Source organism: Aestuariimicrobium soli (genome assembly GCF_051192575.1).
Lineage (GTDB): Bacteria > Actinomycetota > Actinomycetes > Propionibacteriales > Propionibacteriaceae > Aestuariimicrobium > Aestuariimicrobium soli.
Genome location: NZ_JBPJSQ010000007.1, coordinates 110,911 through 127,049 on the forward strand (window position 1 = coordinate 110,911; position 16,139 = coordinate 127,049).

Here is a 16,139-nt window from a genome sequence, read left to right on the forward strand (position 1 = left end):
CAGGGGCAGTCCGGCCGGTGCCGGTGCGGCCTCCTCGGGGCCGCCCGGACGATGAGGCACACTGGCGGGGTGAGTCCTTCCCCCACGCCCCGTTCCTCGCGCGCCTCGACGACCCGCGGTACCGGGCGCTCGGGTGACACCCCCCGCGCCCGCGCGGCCAGCAGGCGCGGCCAGCGGGCGCGGGCAGGCGGCAGTCAGGGGGCACCCTCGTCCGCGAGTTCGGCCACCAGCGCGACGGAACGTCCCACGCCGCCCCGGGGCAGCGCCCAGCAGGCGGCCGCTCCGCGTCCGGGAACCTTCGTCCGCCGACTGATGGGTTTGGGCTGGTTGCAGCGCTTGCTCGCCGTCGGCGTGGTGCTGGCCATGCTGGCGATTCCCTATGCCTCGAGCCTCAGCGTCTACCTGCGTCAGGAGCGCGAGATCGCCGTCGCCCGCCAGCAGATCGCGGAGCGGCAGTCGAGCATCGGTTCCCTGCAGGACGAGATCAAGCGCTGGAACGACCCCAACTACGTCAGGGCGCAGGCCCGCAGCCGCCTTGGCTGGGTGGTGCCCGGTGAGACCGGCTACCGCGTCATCGGCCCCGACGGCAAGCCCCTGGGTGGGGGAGCCCAGATCGACACCGAGGGCGCCCTGCCGTCGGACGAACACGCCCAGGTCTGGTGGGAACGCCTGACGGGGTCGATCAAGGCCGCGGACCAGCCGGCCCCCAAGGAGGGCGAGGCGACCCCGACGGCTCCGACCACCATCAAGCCCACCGACCAGCCGACCCCCACGCCGACCCCGCGCCGGTGAGGCCGGCGGGTGCACCCGCGCCACCGGACGCCCTGCCCGCCCCACGCACCATCGATGCGGCAATGGCAGAATGGCGGCCGTGCCAGAACCCCGTGACATCGACCGGGTGGGGGACCAGCCCCTGCCGCTGGGCGTGGAGCCCATGACTGAGGACGACCGTGCCGCCGTGACCGAGCAGCTGGGGCGCGAACCCCGCGGGGTCGTCGGCATCGCCTGGCGCTGCACCTGCGGCCTGCCCGGGGTGGTCGCCACCGAACCCCGGCTGCCGAACGGCACCCCGTTCCCCACCACCTATTACCTCACCTGCCCGAAGCTGGCCTCGGCGATCGGCACCCTCGAGGCCAGCGGACTGATGGCCGACATGTCGGAGCGGCTGACGACCGACGAAGCGCTGGCCGCCAACTACCGCCGTGCCCACGAGTCGTACCTGGCCGACCGGGAGAGCCTGGGTGACGTGCCCGAGATTCGCGGCATCTCCGCCGGCGGCATGCCCACCCGCGTCAAGTGCCTGCACGTGCTGGTCGCTCACGCACTCGCCAAGGGGGAGGGCGTGAACCTGCTGGGGGACGAGGCCGTCGCCCGCCTCGAGGACTTCTTCGAGCGCCACACTCCCGACACCCTCGCCGGTGGCCCCGAGGGGGATCAGCGATGAGGGTCGCCGCCATCGACTGCGGCACCAACTCGATCCGCCTGCTGGTGCTCGAGAGCAGTGCCGACGGTGTCACCAAGCTCGCGCGCCGCACCACCATCGTCCGCCTCGGTCAGGGGGTCGACGCGACGGGCGAGTTCCACCCCGACGCGTTGGCCCGCACCTTCGCCGCGTGCGACGACTATGCCGCCCAGCTGGAGTCCCTCGGCAGCGTCGACCGGCTGCGCTTCGTGGCCACCTCGGCCGCCCGCGATGCCCGCAATCGCGAGGACTTCTTCGCCGGAGTGGAGCAGCGATTCGGGGTGCGTCCCGACATCATCTCGGGCACCGAAGAGGCGACGCTCAGCTTCGCCGGTGCGGCCGCCGGTATTCGCGACGCCGCCGACCCCGTGCTGGTGATCGACATCGGCGGCGGCTCCACCGAGCTCATCCGCGGCACCGTCGCCGAGCCGACCCCCGCGATCGAGGCCGCCCAGTCACTCGACATCGGCGCCGTCCGTGTGCGCGAGCGATTCCTGCTCGACGATCCACCCACGCCCGACCAGGTGGCCGCCGCCCGCGCCCACGTGAACGCCCTGCTCGACGCGAGCACGGTGCCCCTCGACGGCATCCGCACCTGGGTGGGCGTGGCCGGCACGGTGACCACCATGGCCGGTGTCGACCTGGCGTTGCCCGCCTACGACCGCACCCTGGTGCACCACCACACCCTCGACCACGACACCATCGAGACGATCAGTCGGCGATGGCTGTCCTCGTCCGTCGACCAGGTGAGCCAGGAACCCTCGATGCACCCGCAGCGGGCCGAGATCATCTGTGCCGGGGGGCTGATCCTGGCCGAGATCGCCCGCCGACTCGAGGTGCCGCTCGTGGTGAGCGAATCTGACATTCTTGACGGGATCGCGGCCGACCTGTTGGCCTGACCGCACCACGATCTGCCCCCGTGGCCCAACTGGCAGAGGCAGGCGGCTTAAACCCGCCCGAGTACGGGTTCGAATCCCGTCGGGGGCACTGCTGGGCGTTTCGCCGCCCGATCGGAGGGCATGGTGGAACTGCTGGTGCTGGTGGTGGCGGCCCTGCTGGTGATCGCCGGCGCCACCCTGCTCGGGCCCCGCTTCGGTGTCGCCTCACCGCTGCTGCTGGTGGTCGTCGGGGTCGCGGCCAGCTTTCTCGAGGTGTTCGCCGACGTGCACATCGACCCCGAATGGGTGCTCGCCGGCCTGCTGCCGCCCCTGCTGTACTCGTCGGCGGTGTCGATGCCGTCGATGAACTTCCGACGCGAGTTCGGGGCGATCTCGGGGCTGTCGGTGGTGCTGGTGGTGGTCTGCTCGCTCGGGTTGGGACTGCTCTTCTGGCGGCTGCTGCCCGAGGTCGGGTTCGCCTGGGGAGTGGCGCTCGGCGCGATTCTGAGCCCGACCGACGCCGTGGCCACCTCGATCGTGAAGGGCACCACGGTCTCGAAGCGGGTGATCGCCCTGCTCGAGGGCGAGAGCCTGCTCAACGACGCGACCGCGCTGGTGCTGCTGCGCACCGCCATCGTCGCCACGGCGGCCACCTTCTCGTTCTGGGGCGCCGTCGGATCGTTCGTCTGGTCGGTGGTGGTGGCGCTGGTGATCGGGCTGGCGGTCGGCTTCGGCAACCTTGCCGTGCGCTCACGGGTGACGAACCCGGCGGTGAACACCGTGCTCTCGTTCACGGTTCCGTTCCTGGCATCCATCCCCGCCGACCTGTTGCAGGCCTCCGGTCTGGTGGCCGCGGTGGTGGCCGGTCTGGTCACCGGACGTCGCGCTCCACGCACGCTGCCGCCGCAGCACCGTTCGTCCGACTCGCAGAACTGGCACACCCTCGAACTGGTGCTCGAGGGCATCGTCTTCCTCACCATGGGTCTGCAGCTCAAGTCGGTGGTCGAGGCGGTGCACCACGAGCATGCCGGGCTGGGCATGGCGCTCGGGTTGGCGGCGCTGGCGCTGGTGGTGACCGTGGTCGTGCGGGCCGCCTACGTGGCCCCATTGCTCGCCGTGCTGGCGGCCTCGGCGCGGCGCGTGGTCGGCATGCGGCCGCGCATGGAGCACCTGCACGAGCGCCTGCAGACTCCCGAGGGTCGGCAGCGCGCCGTCGACCGATTGAACGATCGCCGCGGACGAGGGCCGGCGTCCCGCCGGGTCACCCACGAGGGCGATCTCGACCGGTTCACCACCCGCATTCGGCGCTCGCTGGCCGACATCGACTACTTCCTGGGCGCACCGCTCGGCTGGCGCGAGGGTCTGGTGGTCGTCTGGGCCGGCATGCGTGGCGCGGTGACAGTGGCCGCCGCCCAGACGCTGCCCGACGACACCCCCCAGCGCTCGGTGTTGGTGCTGATCGCGTTCGCCGTCGCCACGGGGTCGCTGCTGGTGCAGGGTGGCACCGTCGGGTGGTTGCTCGGATGACTGGCCCCCGCCGGCGGGCCGTCCGACAGCGACGACGACGCGGACGAGCGGCTCACCCTCGTGCAGCTGATGCGTGACCGTGCTGAGGAGGTGCCCGCGGTCGAAGTGCCTGACGACGCCACCCGCGAGGAACGCATCCTCGCCAATGGGCGCCATCGGGTCGAGGTGATCAAGGCCCAGCGGGAGGCACTGCTGGATGCCCGCGACGACGGCACCTTCGACGCCGACGTGCTGGCGGCCATGTTGGCCAACCTCGACTCCGCGCAGATCGCCATCGAGATGCGGACGAAGCTCAGCACCTGACCCCGCCTCCCTCCCCGGCCTTCTCGCCCCCGCCCCCGCCCCCGGCCCCGCCCCCGCCCTTCTCGCGTTTGCCTCCCGAACTGGCGTTTGCCCCTGTTGCAACGGCGGCAGGTGCACGTTCGGGAGGCAAACGCGGCTGGGCGACGCCCGCAGCTCTCGGGGACGACCGCACCATTGCCGCCTGACTACACTGGAGGCGGATCACCTTCAGGAGGCGACACATGGGCAATCCCATCTTCAACCGCTCGAGCACCTTCAACGGTCAGCAGCCGGTTCCCGTGCCCGTTCAGTACGGGCAGCAGCAGTACGGGCAGCAGGCCCCCTACGGTCAGCAGTACGGGCAGCAGCCCTACGGCTACGGCCAGCAGCCCCAGCAGTACCAGGCCGCCGAGAAGCTGATGACCCTCGATGACGTCATCACCAAGACCGCGATCTCGCTGGTCATGGTCGCCGGTGTCGCCGCCGTCGCCTACCTGATGCTGCCGCTGGCCTTCGTCTACCCCGCGCTGCTCGCCTCGGCACTGCTCGGCTTCGTGACCGTGATGATCGTCAGCGCTCGTCGCACCGTGAATCCGGTCGGGCTGTTCATCTACGCCCTCGTCGAGGGACTGTTCGTCGGCGCCTTCACGAAGGTCTTCGAGTACCAGTACCCCGGCATCGCCACCCAGGCCGTGCTTGCCACGTTCGCCGTGGCTGGCGTCACCCTGGCGGCCTACAAGTTCTTCAACATTCGGGTCACCCCGAAGTTCCGCCGCATGATCTTCATCGCGACCGCTGGCTTCGCCGTGCTGATGCTGGGCAACTTCGTGTTCAGCCTGTTCACGCAGAGTGCTGGCCTGCGCGGTGGCGCCCTCGGCCTGCTGGTCGGCATCGTCGCCTGCGGTCTGGCCGTGCTGAACCTGGTCACCGACTTCGACTACGTCGAGCGCGGCATCGCCTCCCGCGCCCCCGCTTCGGAGTCGTGGCGCGCTGCCCTCGGCATCACCGTCACCATGGTGTGGCTGTACACCGAGATCCTGCGCATCCTGTCGTACTTCCGTCGCTGAGCCCCCAGCCCGGACCAACACAGCCCGGACCAACACAGCCCGGACGAACGCCGGCCCCCGCTCCCACCAGGGAACGGGGGCCGGCGTTCGTCCACGTGGATCAGTCGGCGGCCAGAGATTGCACCACCCGGCGCAGCAGGTCGATCGGCAGGGGTTCGTCCAACGCGAAGCGTAGGGTGCCCTTGCCGCGGATGTGCCCGGCGAGCTCGCGGCGCAGGTCGTCGTCCTTCGGGATCGGGTAGACCGCCACATGGTCCTTCCAACCCGAGACGTAGACCCGGGCGCGCTTCTTGGGAATCGTGCGGTAGCCGATGATGCCGTAGCTGAGGCACTCCTCGGCCTCGGGCAGTTCGGAGCGCACCAGTTCACGCAGGGCGTCGACGTGGCCGCGCGCCGCAGCCGGCACCGACGCGACGTAGTCGGCAACCGTCGAGGGTGCGTCGGGGGCGCTGCTCGCATCGGCCGATGTGGCAGTGTCGTCGGCGGGTCGAGCGACGGCCAGGGCGTACGAGCGCTCGACCAACTCGCGCAGCACGGCCGGATCGGCGTCATCCAGCCTGTTCAGGTAGAGGCACGAGACCGAGGTGCTGTGCTTGCCCAAGCGGGGGAGCAGGTCGGTGTGATGGTCGAACCCCTCGGGCACGTAGATGGTGATCTTGGCCGCCCGCGGACTGAAGCCGAGCAACCCCATCTCGCCGGAGCGTCCGCTCTCGTAGCGGTACTGCTTGCGCCCGAAGCCGATGATGCTCGGGCCCCACATCACCGGCTGTTCGCCCGAGATCTCACCCATCAGGGCAATCAGGGAGCGCGCCTCGGGTTGGCGGCGAGCCGGCAGCCCCGCGATGAAGTCGTCGACCGGCACATCGGTGGGCTGGGTCTTGTTCGCCATGCCCAGAGCCTAGGCGCGACCGGTCCAAAACTGCTCCGTGGCGACACGGATTGCACTCAGATGCAATCCGTGTCGCCACATAACACTTGCGGAGCGGCCTCGGCGCCAGCGGTCCCGTGTGCGCCTGTTTCCTGGGGGGAGAGCTCAGTTGCTCGGCACCCCGGCGGCGTACTTGTCGAGGATCGACCGCGAACCGGCCGTCCAGGGCAGGCGCCGCCACCGCCACAGGGGAACCCACTCGGCGCGCTCGGTGGTGCCGTCGACGTCGATCACTTGGGGATCGGTGGGGGTCTCACAGGTGGCGGAGTAGAAGATGCGCAGGGCGTGGAAGTCCTCCAACTGCCCGTTGGGGGCGCGACCGATCCAGTGGTCCGACTGCAGGTCGAGCAGGTGGTTCAGGCGCACCTCCTGACCAGCCTCCTCCATCACCTCGCGCACCAACGCCTCGGCGGGGGACTCGCCGTCATCCAGACCGCCGCCGGGCAACTGCCACAGCCCGGGGATGGCCGTGCGATCGGAACACTCGGTGCCGAGAATCCCGCGCGGGGACCGCACGACGGCGTAGGCGGCGATGCGCTGACGCGGAACCGGCACCTCGCCGGGGTCGATCTTCAGGTTGGGATCCGTCGAGCGGTGCTTGATCTTCGGCGGACGAGACCTCGGCCCGCGCCGGACCACTCGTCCGGTGATGACCACTTCACCGCCGACCAACTGCGCCGAGAAGAGGTTCTGGAGCACCCAGCCCTGGCGCCACAGCACCTGGCGCGGGTGGGCTCCGTGGGCAACGTCAAGGCGCACCACCTCCGGGGAACCCGGATTGGCAACACCCACAATCTGCATCGATCCATCATGGCATCACTCTGGGTGTGCGCGTCGAACCGCCCGGCCCCGGGCGCGGTGAGACGGCCCCGACCCTGTCACCCTTCGTGGTCGGCCGACACGTTTGGCTCTACGATGCGTTGGTGTACGCCGTCGTCAGCCGACGACAACTGGGGCCGCCATCGTCGGCCGTCGAGCAGGAGGAAACCGATGGACTTCAAGTCCGATGCCCAGATCGACTCCGGGTCGGTCAGCGGTTCCAGTGGTGGGGGCGGACGAGGCGGAGGCATCGCCGTCGGCGGCATCGGTGGCCTGATCATCGTGGTGATCGCGCTCTTCCTCGGCATCGATCCGAGCGCCATCCTCGGGGGTGGGAGCACCGACAGCCAGCCGCAGGCCACCTCGACCAGCCAGTGCTCCACCGGTGCCGACGTGCAGCGCGACCCCGAGTGCCGCTGGCCGGCCTACATGACCTCGCTCAACCAGTACTGGTCGCAGGCGGCCGGGCAGGGTTTTCAGGCGCCCACCATGATCAAGTTCTCCGGCGGGGTCAACACCGCGTGCGGCCAGGCGTCGTCGCAGGTCGGCCCCTTCTACTGCCCCGGTGACCAGAAGATCTACATCGACACCGCGTTCGTGCAGACGCTGCTCGACCAGCTGGGCGCGAAGGGTGGACCGGCCGCCGAGGCCTACATCGTCGCCCACGAGTACGGCCACCACATCGAGAACCTCACCGGGGTGCTCGACAAGGCCCAGCAGGATCGCTCGACCGGGCCGAAGTCGTCCGGTGTGCGGGTCGAGCTGATGGCCGACTGCTACGCCGGGGTGTGGTTCAACTTCGCCAACAAGGACAACACCGACATCATCGAGAACATCACCGCCGATGACCTCAACCGCATCGTCGACGCCGCCCGAGCCGTCGGTGACGACCACATTCAGTCCCAGCAGGGCGGGGTCAACCCCGACGCCTGGACCCACGGCTCGTCGAAGATGCGCCAGTACTGGCTGCAGAAGGGGTTCGAGTCGGGCGACCCGAACCAGTGCGACACGTTCGCGACCGACGACCTGGGGGAGTGACGCTCAGTCGTTGACCCTCAGCCGTTGATTTGGGTGGTGATGTCCACGCCGTCGAGGTCGGTGATCACCTCCTTGCCACCGACCACCCAGCGGATGGCTGGCAGCGACCGCTTGTCGCGCATGTCGATCGTGTAGCTGATCTCAGCCTCCGCCGGCTTGTCGTAGCGCGTGGGCAGGTCGGTGATGATCGCGGCGAGTTTCTCGGCGGTCACGTCGCTGGCGGCGAACAACGCCCAGTCCGAGGTGACCTTCTTCGACGACGTCCACACGGGCAGCTTCGAGGCTCGGGTGCGCCGCACCATCACGCCGGGGTCGTTCGGGTCGGGCGCGTCGACCCAGAGCCCCGAGCCCTGCTGGTAGCCGAGCTGGTGCAACTGGGTGCGCCCGCCCAAGGCGTCCCGCAGCCCCTCCTCGATGCCCTGTTGGGAGCGGTAGTCGAGTTCGTGGATCGGTGACGCGTCGGGGCGGAAGAACACCGGACGAGACTCCGGCCGCGTACTCACCACCATGAGCACCTGGCCCGGGTTGTACTCGACGATCTGCAGCTCCTGGTTCGAGGTCGACCCCGACAGGGCCCCGGCCACGCCGAACAGGTTGGTCAGGTTGTCGAACCGGAAGGAGTCGGGGTCGAAGGTGGCCTGCTTGATGTACTCGATGTCACTGGTGACCTGGGTGATGCTGCCGCCCTGCCACGACCACCCCTTCACCTTGGTGCCGTCCAGCACCGACAGGATGGCCCGTTCGACCGTGAGGTCGACCTTGAGCACGGGCAATCCGCCGGAGGCCTCGCGCAGTTCGTTGACGACCAGCCTGGCCTGACCGGTGTCCGTGAGCGGCCTCGGGGTGGCCGAGGGGCTCGGTGACGCGCTGGGCGACCCGGTCGTCGGGCTGCCCGACGGAGTCGGGGTGCCGGTGGCGACCGGACGACGGCACGAGCCCACGACGGCGGCCGCCGCCAGCGCGGCCGGGGCCGTCAGCAGGAGGCGTCGACGCATGGGCACGACGTCGAGCCTACGCGGTTGCTGATTCACCGCCCACCCCGCCAGCAGCTCGCGAAAAACCGGTTGAGTCGCCCGGGGCGTGCTCGTACGGTGGAGTCACACAGGAAAGGAGGTGGTCCGACGATGAATTCGACTCGACCTTGTGAGGTGGTCTGCCGCTGAGGCAGCCGCTGTGAGGCACCTGCCTCGGCGAATACCAACAGACCATCGGGACCCGCGAGGTCGGCACTGGTCCTGCCGACAGCCCGGCCCTCCGCTCCCGCGGATGGGCACCGGCACTCGCGGGTCCTCCCATGCCCGGCCGCGTCGGGGCGGTCGGCTCTCGTCCATGGGCCGACCCTCAGAGCAGGACCCGATGGGCCACAATGACGCCATGACGCAACCCCCATCAGGCACCACGTGGGCCCCATCGGGCACCGAGTCGGCCCCATCGCGCACCAACTGGGCGGGCAATGTCGACTACCGGGCGCGGGAGCTGGCTCGTCCGGGCAGCCTCGACGAGCTGGCCGCACTGATCGCTGCCAGCCCGTCGATCCGCGCCGCCGGGTCGGGGCACACCTTCAACGCGATCGCCGACGCCGACGTGATGGTCACCACCGCCGGGCTGCCGGGCGAGATCGAGATCGACGGCGACCGCGCCTGGGTGCCCGCGCACACCCGCTACGCCGACCTGTGCCCGGTGCTCGACGAGGCGGGCTGGGCTCTGCCGGCCCTCGCGTCCCTGCCGCACATCAGCGTCGCCGGCTCCATCGCGACCGGCACCCACGGCACCGGCGACCGCACCGGCAACCTCGCCACCCAGGTCACCGGGCTCGAACTGGTCACCGGCACGGGCGACCACCTGCGTCTGGGCCCGGACGACCCCGACTTCGCCGGTGCCGTCGTCAATCTGGGGGCGCTCGGCGTGGTCACCCGCGTGCACCTGCGTCTGGAGCCCCGCTTCGACGTCGCCCAGCGGGTGTTCACCGATCTCGACTGGGGTGTGGTCGAGGACCACTTCGACGAGCTCACGTCGGCGGCCACCGGTGTCAGCCTGTTCACGCGGTACGGCGATGTCGTCGACGAGGTCTGGCTGAAGCAGCGACTTGACCAGGGGCCGCTCGCCGACGACCTGTTCGGGGCGACGGCTGCCACCCGACCGCTCCACCCGATCGTCGGGCTCGCTCCCGACAACGTCACCGAACAGCTCGGAGTGCCCGGGCCCTGGTTCGCCCGGTGGCCCCACTTCCTTCCCGACAAGGCGCCTGCCAGTGGCAAGGAGATCCAGTCGGAGTTCTTCGTGCGCCGCGACCAGGCCGTCGAGGCCATCGCCGCGTTGCGCGACCTGCACCCGGTGCTCGACGAGGTGCTGATGATCTCCGAGATCCGCACTGTCGCCGCGGACGACCTGTGGCTCAGCCCTGCCCAGGGGCAGCACGTGGTGGGCCTGCACCTGACCTGGCACCCCCGTCCGGGTGACATCGTGCCCGTGCTCGCCGAGGTGGAGCGGGCGCTGGCGCCGTTCGAGCCGCGGGTGCACTGGGGCAAGTTGCTGGTCAACGACCGCGGCATCGCCGACCGTTTCGCCCGGGCCGACGACTTCCGTGAGCTCGCGCAGCGGTTCGACCCGCAGGGCAGATTCGCGAACGACTGGTTCAGGCGAACCTTCGGCTGAGGTCGTCCGTCACCTCCACCGGCACCCCGGCCCGGGCTCCGAAGGCGATCAAGGCCTCGGCGGCGCGGGCGAACTCGTCCGGCCCGATCGGCAGGGTCAGGTGGAACACCCGGCTGCTGCCGTCGCGGCGCTCGAGGCGGATCGCACGGTGCCCGTCGCGCACCTTGAGCGGCTCGCCGACCGCCCGATCCATGGCGCCGTACTTGCCCCTGCGGTACGGCGAGTCCTGGGAGATCACCACCACCGTGCGCAGGTCAGACCAGGAAATCGGCGGACGACGCCCGTCCCCGACCCCACGGGCGTCGACCTGCAGCACGGGCGTGCCCGAACGCGCCCACAGGGTGCGCACGATCGCCTCGGCGCCCGAGATCAGGCAGGCGAGGCCGAGGCCCACGAACATCCACCCGACGGCGCCGGCCATCCAGAACCCCGCCGACCGCCAACCCTGCTGCCAGCCGAACACCAGCGACATGACGCCGATCACCAGCATGCCGACGAACAGCAGCATGCCCGGCACCAGCACGAGCAATTGCCTGGAGCCTCTCCCCGCCGTGGCGCGCAGCAGCAGGGGATCGTCCGGGGTCCAGGGCTCGCTCACCGCCCCATTGTCGACCATCGTCGGGGCGGGGAGGGGGACAGCACGGGTACACCACGGGGACAGCACAAAGGCCTCGCCCGTTCGGGCGAGGCCTTCGGCCGTCGTGGCGGCTGCTGAGTCAGTGGTCCCCCCGAACCCTTCCTCGAGCACACCACGCGCTTGGTTCCCCCCAGAAGTGCTGGTGGGAGAGGACGCTCAGTGGCTGTCCTCGGCCTGGATCTCGGACTTGTCGCCCGACCACAGGGTGTGGAAGGAGCCGTCCGCATCGATGCGCTTGTAGGTGTGTGCGCCGAAGTTGTCGCGCAGCCCCTGGGTGAGGGCCGCATTCAGCCGCGGTGCACGTGCCTGGTCATAGTGTGCCAGAGCCGACGAGAAGCCCGGCACGGGGACCCCCGCTTCAACCGCGCGGGCGATCACCCGACGCCACGACCCCTGCGCCTCGGCCAGCCCGGCCTTGATCGAGGGGGCCTCGAGCAGCGTCACCAGGTTGTTGGCGGCGTACTCGTTCGAGATGCGGTCGAGCAGCTTGGCGCGAATGATGCAGCCGGCACGCCAGATGCGGGCCACGGCGGCCACGTCGATCTCCCAGCCGTACTGCTGCGCGGCCATGCGGATCTCGTCCAGACCCTGGGCGTAGGCGATCACCTTGGACGACCACAGCGCCTGCCGCACGTCCTCGACGAAGCCCTCGCGGTCGTCCACGCTCAGGGTGCCGTCGGGGCCCTCGAGGGCGGCCTGCGCGGCAGCGCGCAACTCGGGATGGCTCGAAACGGCGCGCGAGAACACGCTCTCGGCGATCGTGTTGACCGGGGTGCCCAGGTTGAGCGCCGACTGCACGGTCCACGTGCCGGTGCCCTTCATGCCGGCCTGGTCGAGGATGACGTCGACGAGCGGCTTGCCGGTCTTGGCGTCGGTCTGGCGCAGCACCTCGGCGGTGATCTCGATCAGGAACGAGTCGAGGTCGCCGGTGTTCCACTGGGCGAAGATGTCGGCAGCCTCGTCGGTGGTGAAACCGGCGCCCTTCAGCAGCTCGTAGGCCTCGCCGATGAACTGCATGTCGGCGTACTCGATGCCGTTGTGCACCATCTTGACGAAGTGACCGGCGCCGTCGCTGCCGATGTAGGTGCAGCAGGGCTCGTCGCCCACGTGCGCCGAGATCTTCTCGAGGATCGGGCCCAGGGCCTCGTAGGACTCCTTCGAGCCGCCGGGCATGATCGAGGGGCCCTCGAGCGCACCGACCTCGCCGCCCGAGATGCCGGCGCCGACGAAGTGGAAGCCCAGCTCCTTCAGCTTGGCCTCGCGGCGACGGGTGTCCTCGTAGAAGGCGTTGCCGCCGTCGACCACGATGTCACCGGCCTCGAGGTGCGGGATCAGGGAGTCGATGGTGGCGTCGGTGCCCTTGCCGGCCTGCACCATGATGACGATGCGACGGGGGGTCTCGAGCGACGCCACGAACTGCTCGACGGTCTCGGCCGGCAGGAAGGTGCCCTCGCTGCCGTGCTCGGCCATGACGTGCTCGGTCTTGGCGTAGGTGCGGTTGAAGAGGGCCACGCGGTAGCCCTTGTGGGCCATGTTGCGGGCGAGGGACGAGCCCATCACGGCCATCCCGATGACGCCGACCTCTGCGAGCTGTTCTGACATCCTGGCTTCTCCTGTTCCTTGGCTGCCTGCTGTGGGAGTGCGGCGCCGATGTCATTGTTTCTACGCGGTGGCACCGCTCCGGCGCCAAGGGTTGCCATTGATTGCCCATCACCCGGTCGTGCCGGCGGCCACCCTGCCCAGAAACAACCCCCAGAAGAAACAACCCCCAGAAGAAACAACCCCCAGAAGAAACAACACTGGGCAACACTGACCCTTCGACCCGCCGTCACGCTTGGCTGGTCGAGTACCACCCGTCGATCCCGCCCAGGAGGCCCCCATGGCCCGCCAGCTCACCCGCTCGTCCGACTCGCGCCCGGCCGCCCCGGTCAAGATCCTGCACCTGGGCGTCGGCAACTTCTTCCGCGCCCATCAGGCCTGGTACACCGAGCGTGCCGGCGACGCCGACCAGTGGGGCATTGCCGCCTTCACCGGACGATCCGCCGCGATCGCCGAGGAACTGGCCCCCCAGGAGGGCCTGTACACCCTGGTCACGCAGCATCCCGAGGGCAACGAGTACACCGTCATCGGTGCGCTCTCGGCGGTGCATGCCGCCGCCGATCTCGAGGCCCTGCGCGGATACTTCGCCTCGTCCGAGCTGGCCATCGTCACCTCGACGGTCACGGAGGCCGGCTACAAGCGCGCCGGCGATGGTTCGCTCGACGCGACCGACCCAGCCGTTGCCGCCGACATCGCCGCTCTGACTGCAGACCCGGTCGCGGGTGAGGTGACCACCGCCCCCGGCAAGTTCGTGGCCGGTCTGCTCGCCCGTCGAGCCGCCGGGGTGGCCGAGGGAGTGACCTTCGTGCCGTGCGACAACATCTCGGGCAACGGCGACATGGTGCGCCGCGTGATCACCGACCTGGCCGGCGCCGTCGACGAGTCCCTGGTCGGCTGGATCGGGGAGCACACCAGCTTCGTCACCACCATGGTCGACCGCATCACCCCTCGTCCGACCGACGATGACCGGGCAGCCGTGGCGGCCGACACCGGGGTGGACGACCCCGCCGCGGTGGTCACCGAACCCTTCTCGGAGTGGGTGCTCGAGGGGGCCTTCGCGGGCGGACGACCCGCCTGGGACGACGCCGGGGCGCGCTTCGTCGACGACATCGAGCCCTTCGAGACCCGCAAGCTCTACCTGCTCAACGGGTCGCACTCCCTGATGGCCTACGTCGGGCCGATCCTGGGTCTCGACACCGTCTACGACGCCATCAACGATGAGCGGGTGCTCTCGTGGGTGAACGAGTGGTGGGACGTGGCCGCGCGCCACCTCACCCTCGATGCCAGCGAGATCGACGCCTACCGTGCGGCCCTGCTCGACCGCTACCGCAATCCCAAGATCCGCCACCTGCTGGCCCAGATCGCCGGCGACGGCTCGCAGAAGCTGCCCATCCGCATCGTGGCCTCGGTGAAGGGTGACCGCGACCTGGGACTGCTGCCCACCGGTGCGCTGCGCGCCATCGCCGCCTGGACGCTGCACCTGCGCGGGCTCGGCGCACCGGTGAACGATGCCCGCGCCGACGAGGTGACGCCGCTGGGGGAGGGCTCGCTCGAGCAGTCGGTCGGCAAGGTGCTCGCCTGGGCCGGCCTCGACGGCGACGACGAGGTGACCGCCGAGACGCTGCGGCTGGCCACGGAACTCGAGGGGCTGGCCGTCTGATTCCCGCCAACTCCGTTCGCGATCGCCTGAACTGGGCTGATTCGGCCGTGGGCGTGATCGAGAACGGAGTTCGCGGTGGGCGCCCGCTCGGCCACCGGCTCCGAGCCGTAGTCTCGGGCCATGGAGCAGGGAAGCGCCGCCGTCCGGGTCACCGACCTGGTGGTGCGGCGCGGCCGCGCGGAGGTGCTGCACGGCCTCACCTGTGAGGTACCCCGCGGGCGGGTGACGGGTCTGCTCGGCCCCTCGGGGGGTGGCAAGACCACGCTGCTGCGCGCCATCGTCGGCGTGCAGCAGGTGGCCTCGGGAGGGGTCACGGTCTTCGGCCACTCCGCGGGATCGGCCGACCTTCGGCACCGGATCGGCTACGTCACCCAGGCTCCGAGCATCTACGGCGACCTGACGGTGGCCCAGAACACCGCCCACTTCGCCGCGCTCGCGGGGAAGGGCCGGGCTGCGGTCGACCAGGCCATCGGTCGCGTCGGCCTCGACTCCCATCGTTCGGCGCTGGTCGAACGTCTCTCGGGCGGTCAGCGCAGCCGGGCCTCGCTGGCCTGTGCCCTGGTCGGCGACCCCGATCTGCTGGTGCTCGACGAGCCCACCGTCGGCCTCGATCCGGTGCTTCGCGAGGAACTCTGGCAGCTCTTCCACGCCCTCGCCGACCAGGGCACCACCCTGCTCGTGTCGAGTCACGTGATGGACGAGGCCCGGCGCTGCGACCGCCTGTTGCTGCTGCGCGACGGACGACTGGTGGCCGACGACACCCCGTCGGCCCTGAGCCAGCGCACTGGCACGGACGACCTCGAGCAGGCCTTCCTGCGGCTGATCCGGGCGGAGGTGAGCTCGTGAACCCCCGTCTGGCCCTGGCCACCGCCCAACGGTGCCTGCGTCAGCTGGCCCACGACCGGCGCACCATCGCGCTGATCCTGGTGGTGCCGGTGCTGCTGCTATTCCTGCTGCACGCGATGTTCGACGGTGACGCCCGCATCTTCAACTCCATCGGATTGATCATGCTGGGCATCTTCCCCTTCATCATCATGTTCCTGGTCACCAGCATCGCCATGCTGCGTGAGCGCACCACCGGCACCCTGGAACGCCTGCTCACCACGCCGGTTGACCGGGCCGACCTGCTCGCCGGCTACGCGTTGGCCTTCGGCCTGATGGCCGCCCTGCAGGCGCTGGTGGCGGTGGGCGCCGCCTACTGGTTGTTCGACCTCGACACGAAGGGTTCGGCGGGGTGGGTGGTGCTGATCGCGGTGCTCAACGCCCTGTTGGGGGTATCGCTCGGCCTGTTCGCCAGCGCGTTCGCCCGCACGGAGTTCCAGGCCGTGCAGTTCATGCCCTTGGTGGTCTTCCCGCAACTGCTGTCGGCCGGGCTGTTCTCGCCCCGCGATCGCATGGCCGACTGGTTGCACGCGTTGTCGACGGTCTTCCCGCTGACCTATGCCGTGGAGGCACTGCAGCAGGTGGGTGCCCACGCCGAGGTCACCAGCACCCTGTGGCGGGACCTCGCGGTGATCGGCGCCGTGCTGGTCGTCTGTCTCGCTCTCGCCGCGCTCACTCTGCGTCGCCGAACGCCCTGAATCAGAA

Annotated in this window: 16 protein-coding genes and 1 tRNA gene; 12 read left to right on the plus strand and 5 right to left on the minus strand. The window is 70.0% G+C overall.

Annotation, left to right across the window (positions count from 1 at the left end):
• The first annotated feature begins 69 nt into the window (after positions 1-69).
• The 7 genes from ACSDQ9_RS09935 (at position 70) to ACSDQ9_RS09965 (ending at position 5,216) form a co-directional block, all read left to right on the plus strand.
• Positions 70-792, plus strand: a complete 723-nt coding sequence (locus tag ACSDQ9_RS09935; protein ID WP_435146558.1) for an FtsB family cell division protein — start codon at positions 70-72, stop codon at positions 790-792.
• Between the two features lie 142 nt (positions 793-934).
• Positions 935-1,444 (plus strand): DUF501 domain-containing protein, encoded by a 510-nt coding sequence (locus ACSDQ9_RS09940; RefSeq protein WP_435146853.1) that lies wholly within the window; start codon positions 935-937, stop codon positions 1,442-1,444.
• On the plus strand, positions 1,441-2,361 hold the full coding sequence (locus ACSDQ9_RS09945; RefSeq protein WP_435146560.1) for a Ppx/GppA phosphatase family protein: 921 nt from the start codon (positions 1,441-1,443) through the stop codon (positions 2,359-2,361). The genes ACSDQ9_RS09940 and ACSDQ9_RS09945 overlap by 4 nt, the downstream gene beginning before the upstream one ends.
• Before the next feature lie 14 nt (positions 2,362-2,375).
• Positions 2,376-2,449 (plus strand) — tRNA-Leu (locus tag ACSDQ9_RS09950).
• A gap of 32 nt (positions 2,450-2,481) precedes the next feature.
• Positions 2,482-3,867: a cation:proton antiporter gene (locus tag ACSDQ9_RS09955; protein ID WP_435146562.1), complete on the plus strand. Its 1,386-nt coding sequence runs from the start codon at positions 2,482-2,484 to the stop codon at positions 3,865-3,867.
• Between the two features lie 69 nt (positions 3,868-3,936).
• Positions 3,937-4,170, plus strand: a complete 234-nt coding sequence (locus ACSDQ9_RS09960; RefSeq protein ID WP_435146564.1) for a hypothetical protein — start codon at positions 3,937-3,939, stop codon at positions 4,168-4,170.
• 221 nt (positions 4,171-4,391) lie between these two features.
• Positions 4,392-5,216 (plus strand): Bax inhibitor-1/YccA family protein, encoded by an 825-nt coding sequence (locus tag ACSDQ9_RS09965; protein ID WP_435146566.1) that lies wholly within the window; start codon positions 4,392-4,394, stop codon positions 5,214-5,216.
• Positions 5,217-5,316: 100 nt separating this feature from the next.
• On the opposite strand, the gene ACSDQ9_RS09970 is transcribed toward ACSDQ9_RS09965, so the two are convergent.
• Together ACSDQ9_RS09970 and ACSDQ9_RS09975 are read right to left on the minus strand one after the other, a co-directional pair.
• Positions 5,317-6,105: a DUF1801 domain-containing protein gene (locus ACSDQ9_RS09970; RefSeq protein WP_435146568.1), complete on the minus strand. Its 789-nt coding sequence runs from the start codon at positions 6,103-6,105 to the stop codon at positions 5,317-5,319.
• Between the two features lie 144 nt (positions 6,106-6,249).
• Entirely contained in the window at positions 6,250-6,945 is a 696-nt protein-coding gene (locus tag ACSDQ9_RS09975) for an NUDIX hydrolase (RefSeq protein WP_435146571.1), read from the minus strand.
• A 189-nt stretch (positions 6,946-7,134) separates the two neighbouring features.
• Here ACSDQ9_RS09975 and ypfJ point away from each other — a divergent pair, with 189 nt between their 5' ends.
• Positions 7,135-8,001, plus strand: coding sequence for a KPN_02809 family neutral zinc metallopeptidase (ypfJ, locus tag ACSDQ9_RS09980; RefSeq protein WP_435146573.1), 867 nt, complete (start codon positions 7,135-7,137; stop codon positions 7,999-8,001).
• 17 nt (positions 8,002-8,018) lie between these two features.
• On the opposite strand, the gene ACSDQ9_RS09985 is transcribed toward ypfJ, so the two are convergent.
• On the minus strand, positions 8,019-8,996 hold the full coding sequence (locus tag ACSDQ9_RS09985; protein WP_435146574.1) for a hypothetical protein: 978 nt from the start codon (positions 8,994-8,996) through the stop codon (positions 8,019-8,021).
• 379 nt (positions 8,997-9,375) lie between these two features.
• Between ACSDQ9_RS09985 and ACSDQ9_RS09990 the strand changes: the two genes are divergently transcribed.
• A complete protein-coding gene (locus ACSDQ9_RS09990; RefSeq protein ID WP_435146576.1) occupies positions 9,376-10,656 on the plus strand; it encodes an FAD-binding protein in 1,281 nt (426 codons plus the stop codon).
• On the opposite strand, the gene ACSDQ9_RS09995 is transcribed toward ACSDQ9_RS09990, so the two are convergent.
• Together ACSDQ9_RS09995 and gndA are read right to left on the minus strand one after the other, a co-directional pair.
• Positions 10,637-11,254 (minus strand): hypothetical protein, encoded by a 618-nt coding sequence (locus ACSDQ9_RS09995; RefSeq protein ID WP_435146578.1) that lies wholly within the window; start codon positions 11,252-11,254, stop codon positions 10,637-10,639. The genes ACSDQ9_RS09990 and ACSDQ9_RS09995 overlap by 20 nt on opposite strands.
• 195 nt (positions 11,255-11,449) lie before the next feature.
• On the minus strand, positions 11,450-12,895 hold the full coding sequence (gene gndA, locus ACSDQ9_RS10000) for an NADP-dependent phosphogluconate dehydrogenase (RefSeq protein ID WP_435146580.1): 1,446 nt from the start codon (positions 12,893-12,895) through the stop codon (positions 11,450-11,452).
• Between the two features lie 277 nt (positions 12,896-13,172).
• Here gndA and ACSDQ9_RS10005 point away from each other — a divergent pair, with 277 nt between their 5' ends.
• The 3 genes from ACSDQ9_RS10005 (at position 13,173) to ACSDQ9_RS10015 (ending at position 16,132) form a co-directional block, all read left to right on the plus strand.
• Positions 13,173-14,552, plus strand: a complete 1,380-nt coding sequence (locus ACSDQ9_RS10005) for a mannitol dehydrogenase family protein (RefSeq protein WP_435146581.1) — start codon at positions 13,173-13,175, stop codon at positions 14,550-14,552.
• Positions 14,553-14,672: 120 nt separating this feature from the next.
• Positions 14,673-15,398 (plus strand): ABC transporter ATP-binding protein, encoded by a 726-nt coding sequence (locus ACSDQ9_RS10010; protein ID WP_435146583.1) that lies wholly within the window; start codon positions 14,673-14,675, stop codon positions 15,396-15,398.
• Positions 15,395-16,132: an ABC transporter permease gene (locus ACSDQ9_RS10015; protein WP_435146585.1), complete on the plus strand. Its 738-nt coding sequence runs from the start codon at positions 15,395-15,397 to the stop codon at positions 16,130-16,132. The genes ACSDQ9_RS10010 and ACSDQ9_RS10015 overlap by 4 nt, the downstream gene beginning before the upstream one ends.
• Positions 16,133-16,139 lie beyond the last annotated feature (7 nt).

Excerpts from the sequence above, each read along its gene's own strand:
- ACSDQ9_RS09975 (WP_435146571.1), bottom strand. The coding sequence starts at position 6,945 with ATGCAGATTGTGGGTGTTGCCAATCCGGGTTCCCCGGAGGTGGTGCGC.
- ACSDQ9_RS09970 (WP_435146568.1), bottom strand. The coding sequence starts at position 6,105 with ATGGCGAACAAGACCCAGCCCACCGATGTGCCGGTCGACGACTTCATC.
- ACSDQ9_RS09960 (WP_435146564.1), top strand. The coding sequence starts at position 3,937 with ATGCGTGACCGTGCTGAGGAGGTGCCCGCGGTCGAAGTGCCTGACGAC.
- ACSDQ9_RS10005 (WP_435146581.1), top strand. The coding sequence starts at position 13,173 with ATGGCCCGCCAGCTCACCCGCTCGTCCGACTCGCGCCCGGCCGCCCCG.
- ypfJ (WP_435146573.1), top strand. The coding sequence starts at position 7,135 with ATGGACTTCAAGTCCGATGCCCAGATCGACTCCGGGTCGGTCAGCGGT.
- ACSDQ9_RS09990 (WP_435146576.1), top strand. The coding sequence starts at position 9,376 with ATGACGCAACCCCCATCAGGCACCACGTGGGCCCCATCGGGCACCGAG.
- ACSDQ9_RS09965 (WP_435146566.1), top strand. The coding sequence starts at position 4,392 with ATGGGCAATCCCATCTTCAACCGCTCGAGCACCTTCAACGGTCAGCAG.
- ACSDQ9_RS09985 (WP_435146574.1), bottom strand. The coding sequence starts at position 8,996 with ATGCGTCGACGCCTCCTGCTGACGGCCCCGGCCGCGCTGGCGGCGGCC.
- ACSDQ9_RS09955 (WP_435146562.1), top strand. The coding sequence starts at position 2,482 with ATGGTGGAACTGCTGGTGCTGGTGGTGGCGGCCCTGCTGGTGATCGCC.
- ACSDQ9_RS09945 (WP_435146560.1), top strand. The coding sequence starts at position 1,441 with ATGAGGGTCGCCGCCATCGACTGCGGCACCAACTCGATCCGCCTGCTG.
- gndA (WP_435146580.1), bottom strand. The coding sequence starts at position 12,895 with ATGTCAGAACAGCTCGCAGAGGTCGGCGTCATCGGGATGGCCGTGATG.
- ACSDQ9_RS10010 (WP_435146583.1), top strand. The coding sequence starts at position 14,673 with ATGGAGCAGGGAAGCGCCGCCGTCCGGGTCACCGACCTGGTGGTGCGG.
- ACSDQ9_RS09940 (WP_435146853.1), top strand. The coding sequence starts at position 935 with ATGACTGAGGACGACCGTGCCGCCGTGACCGAGCAGCTGGGGCGCGAA.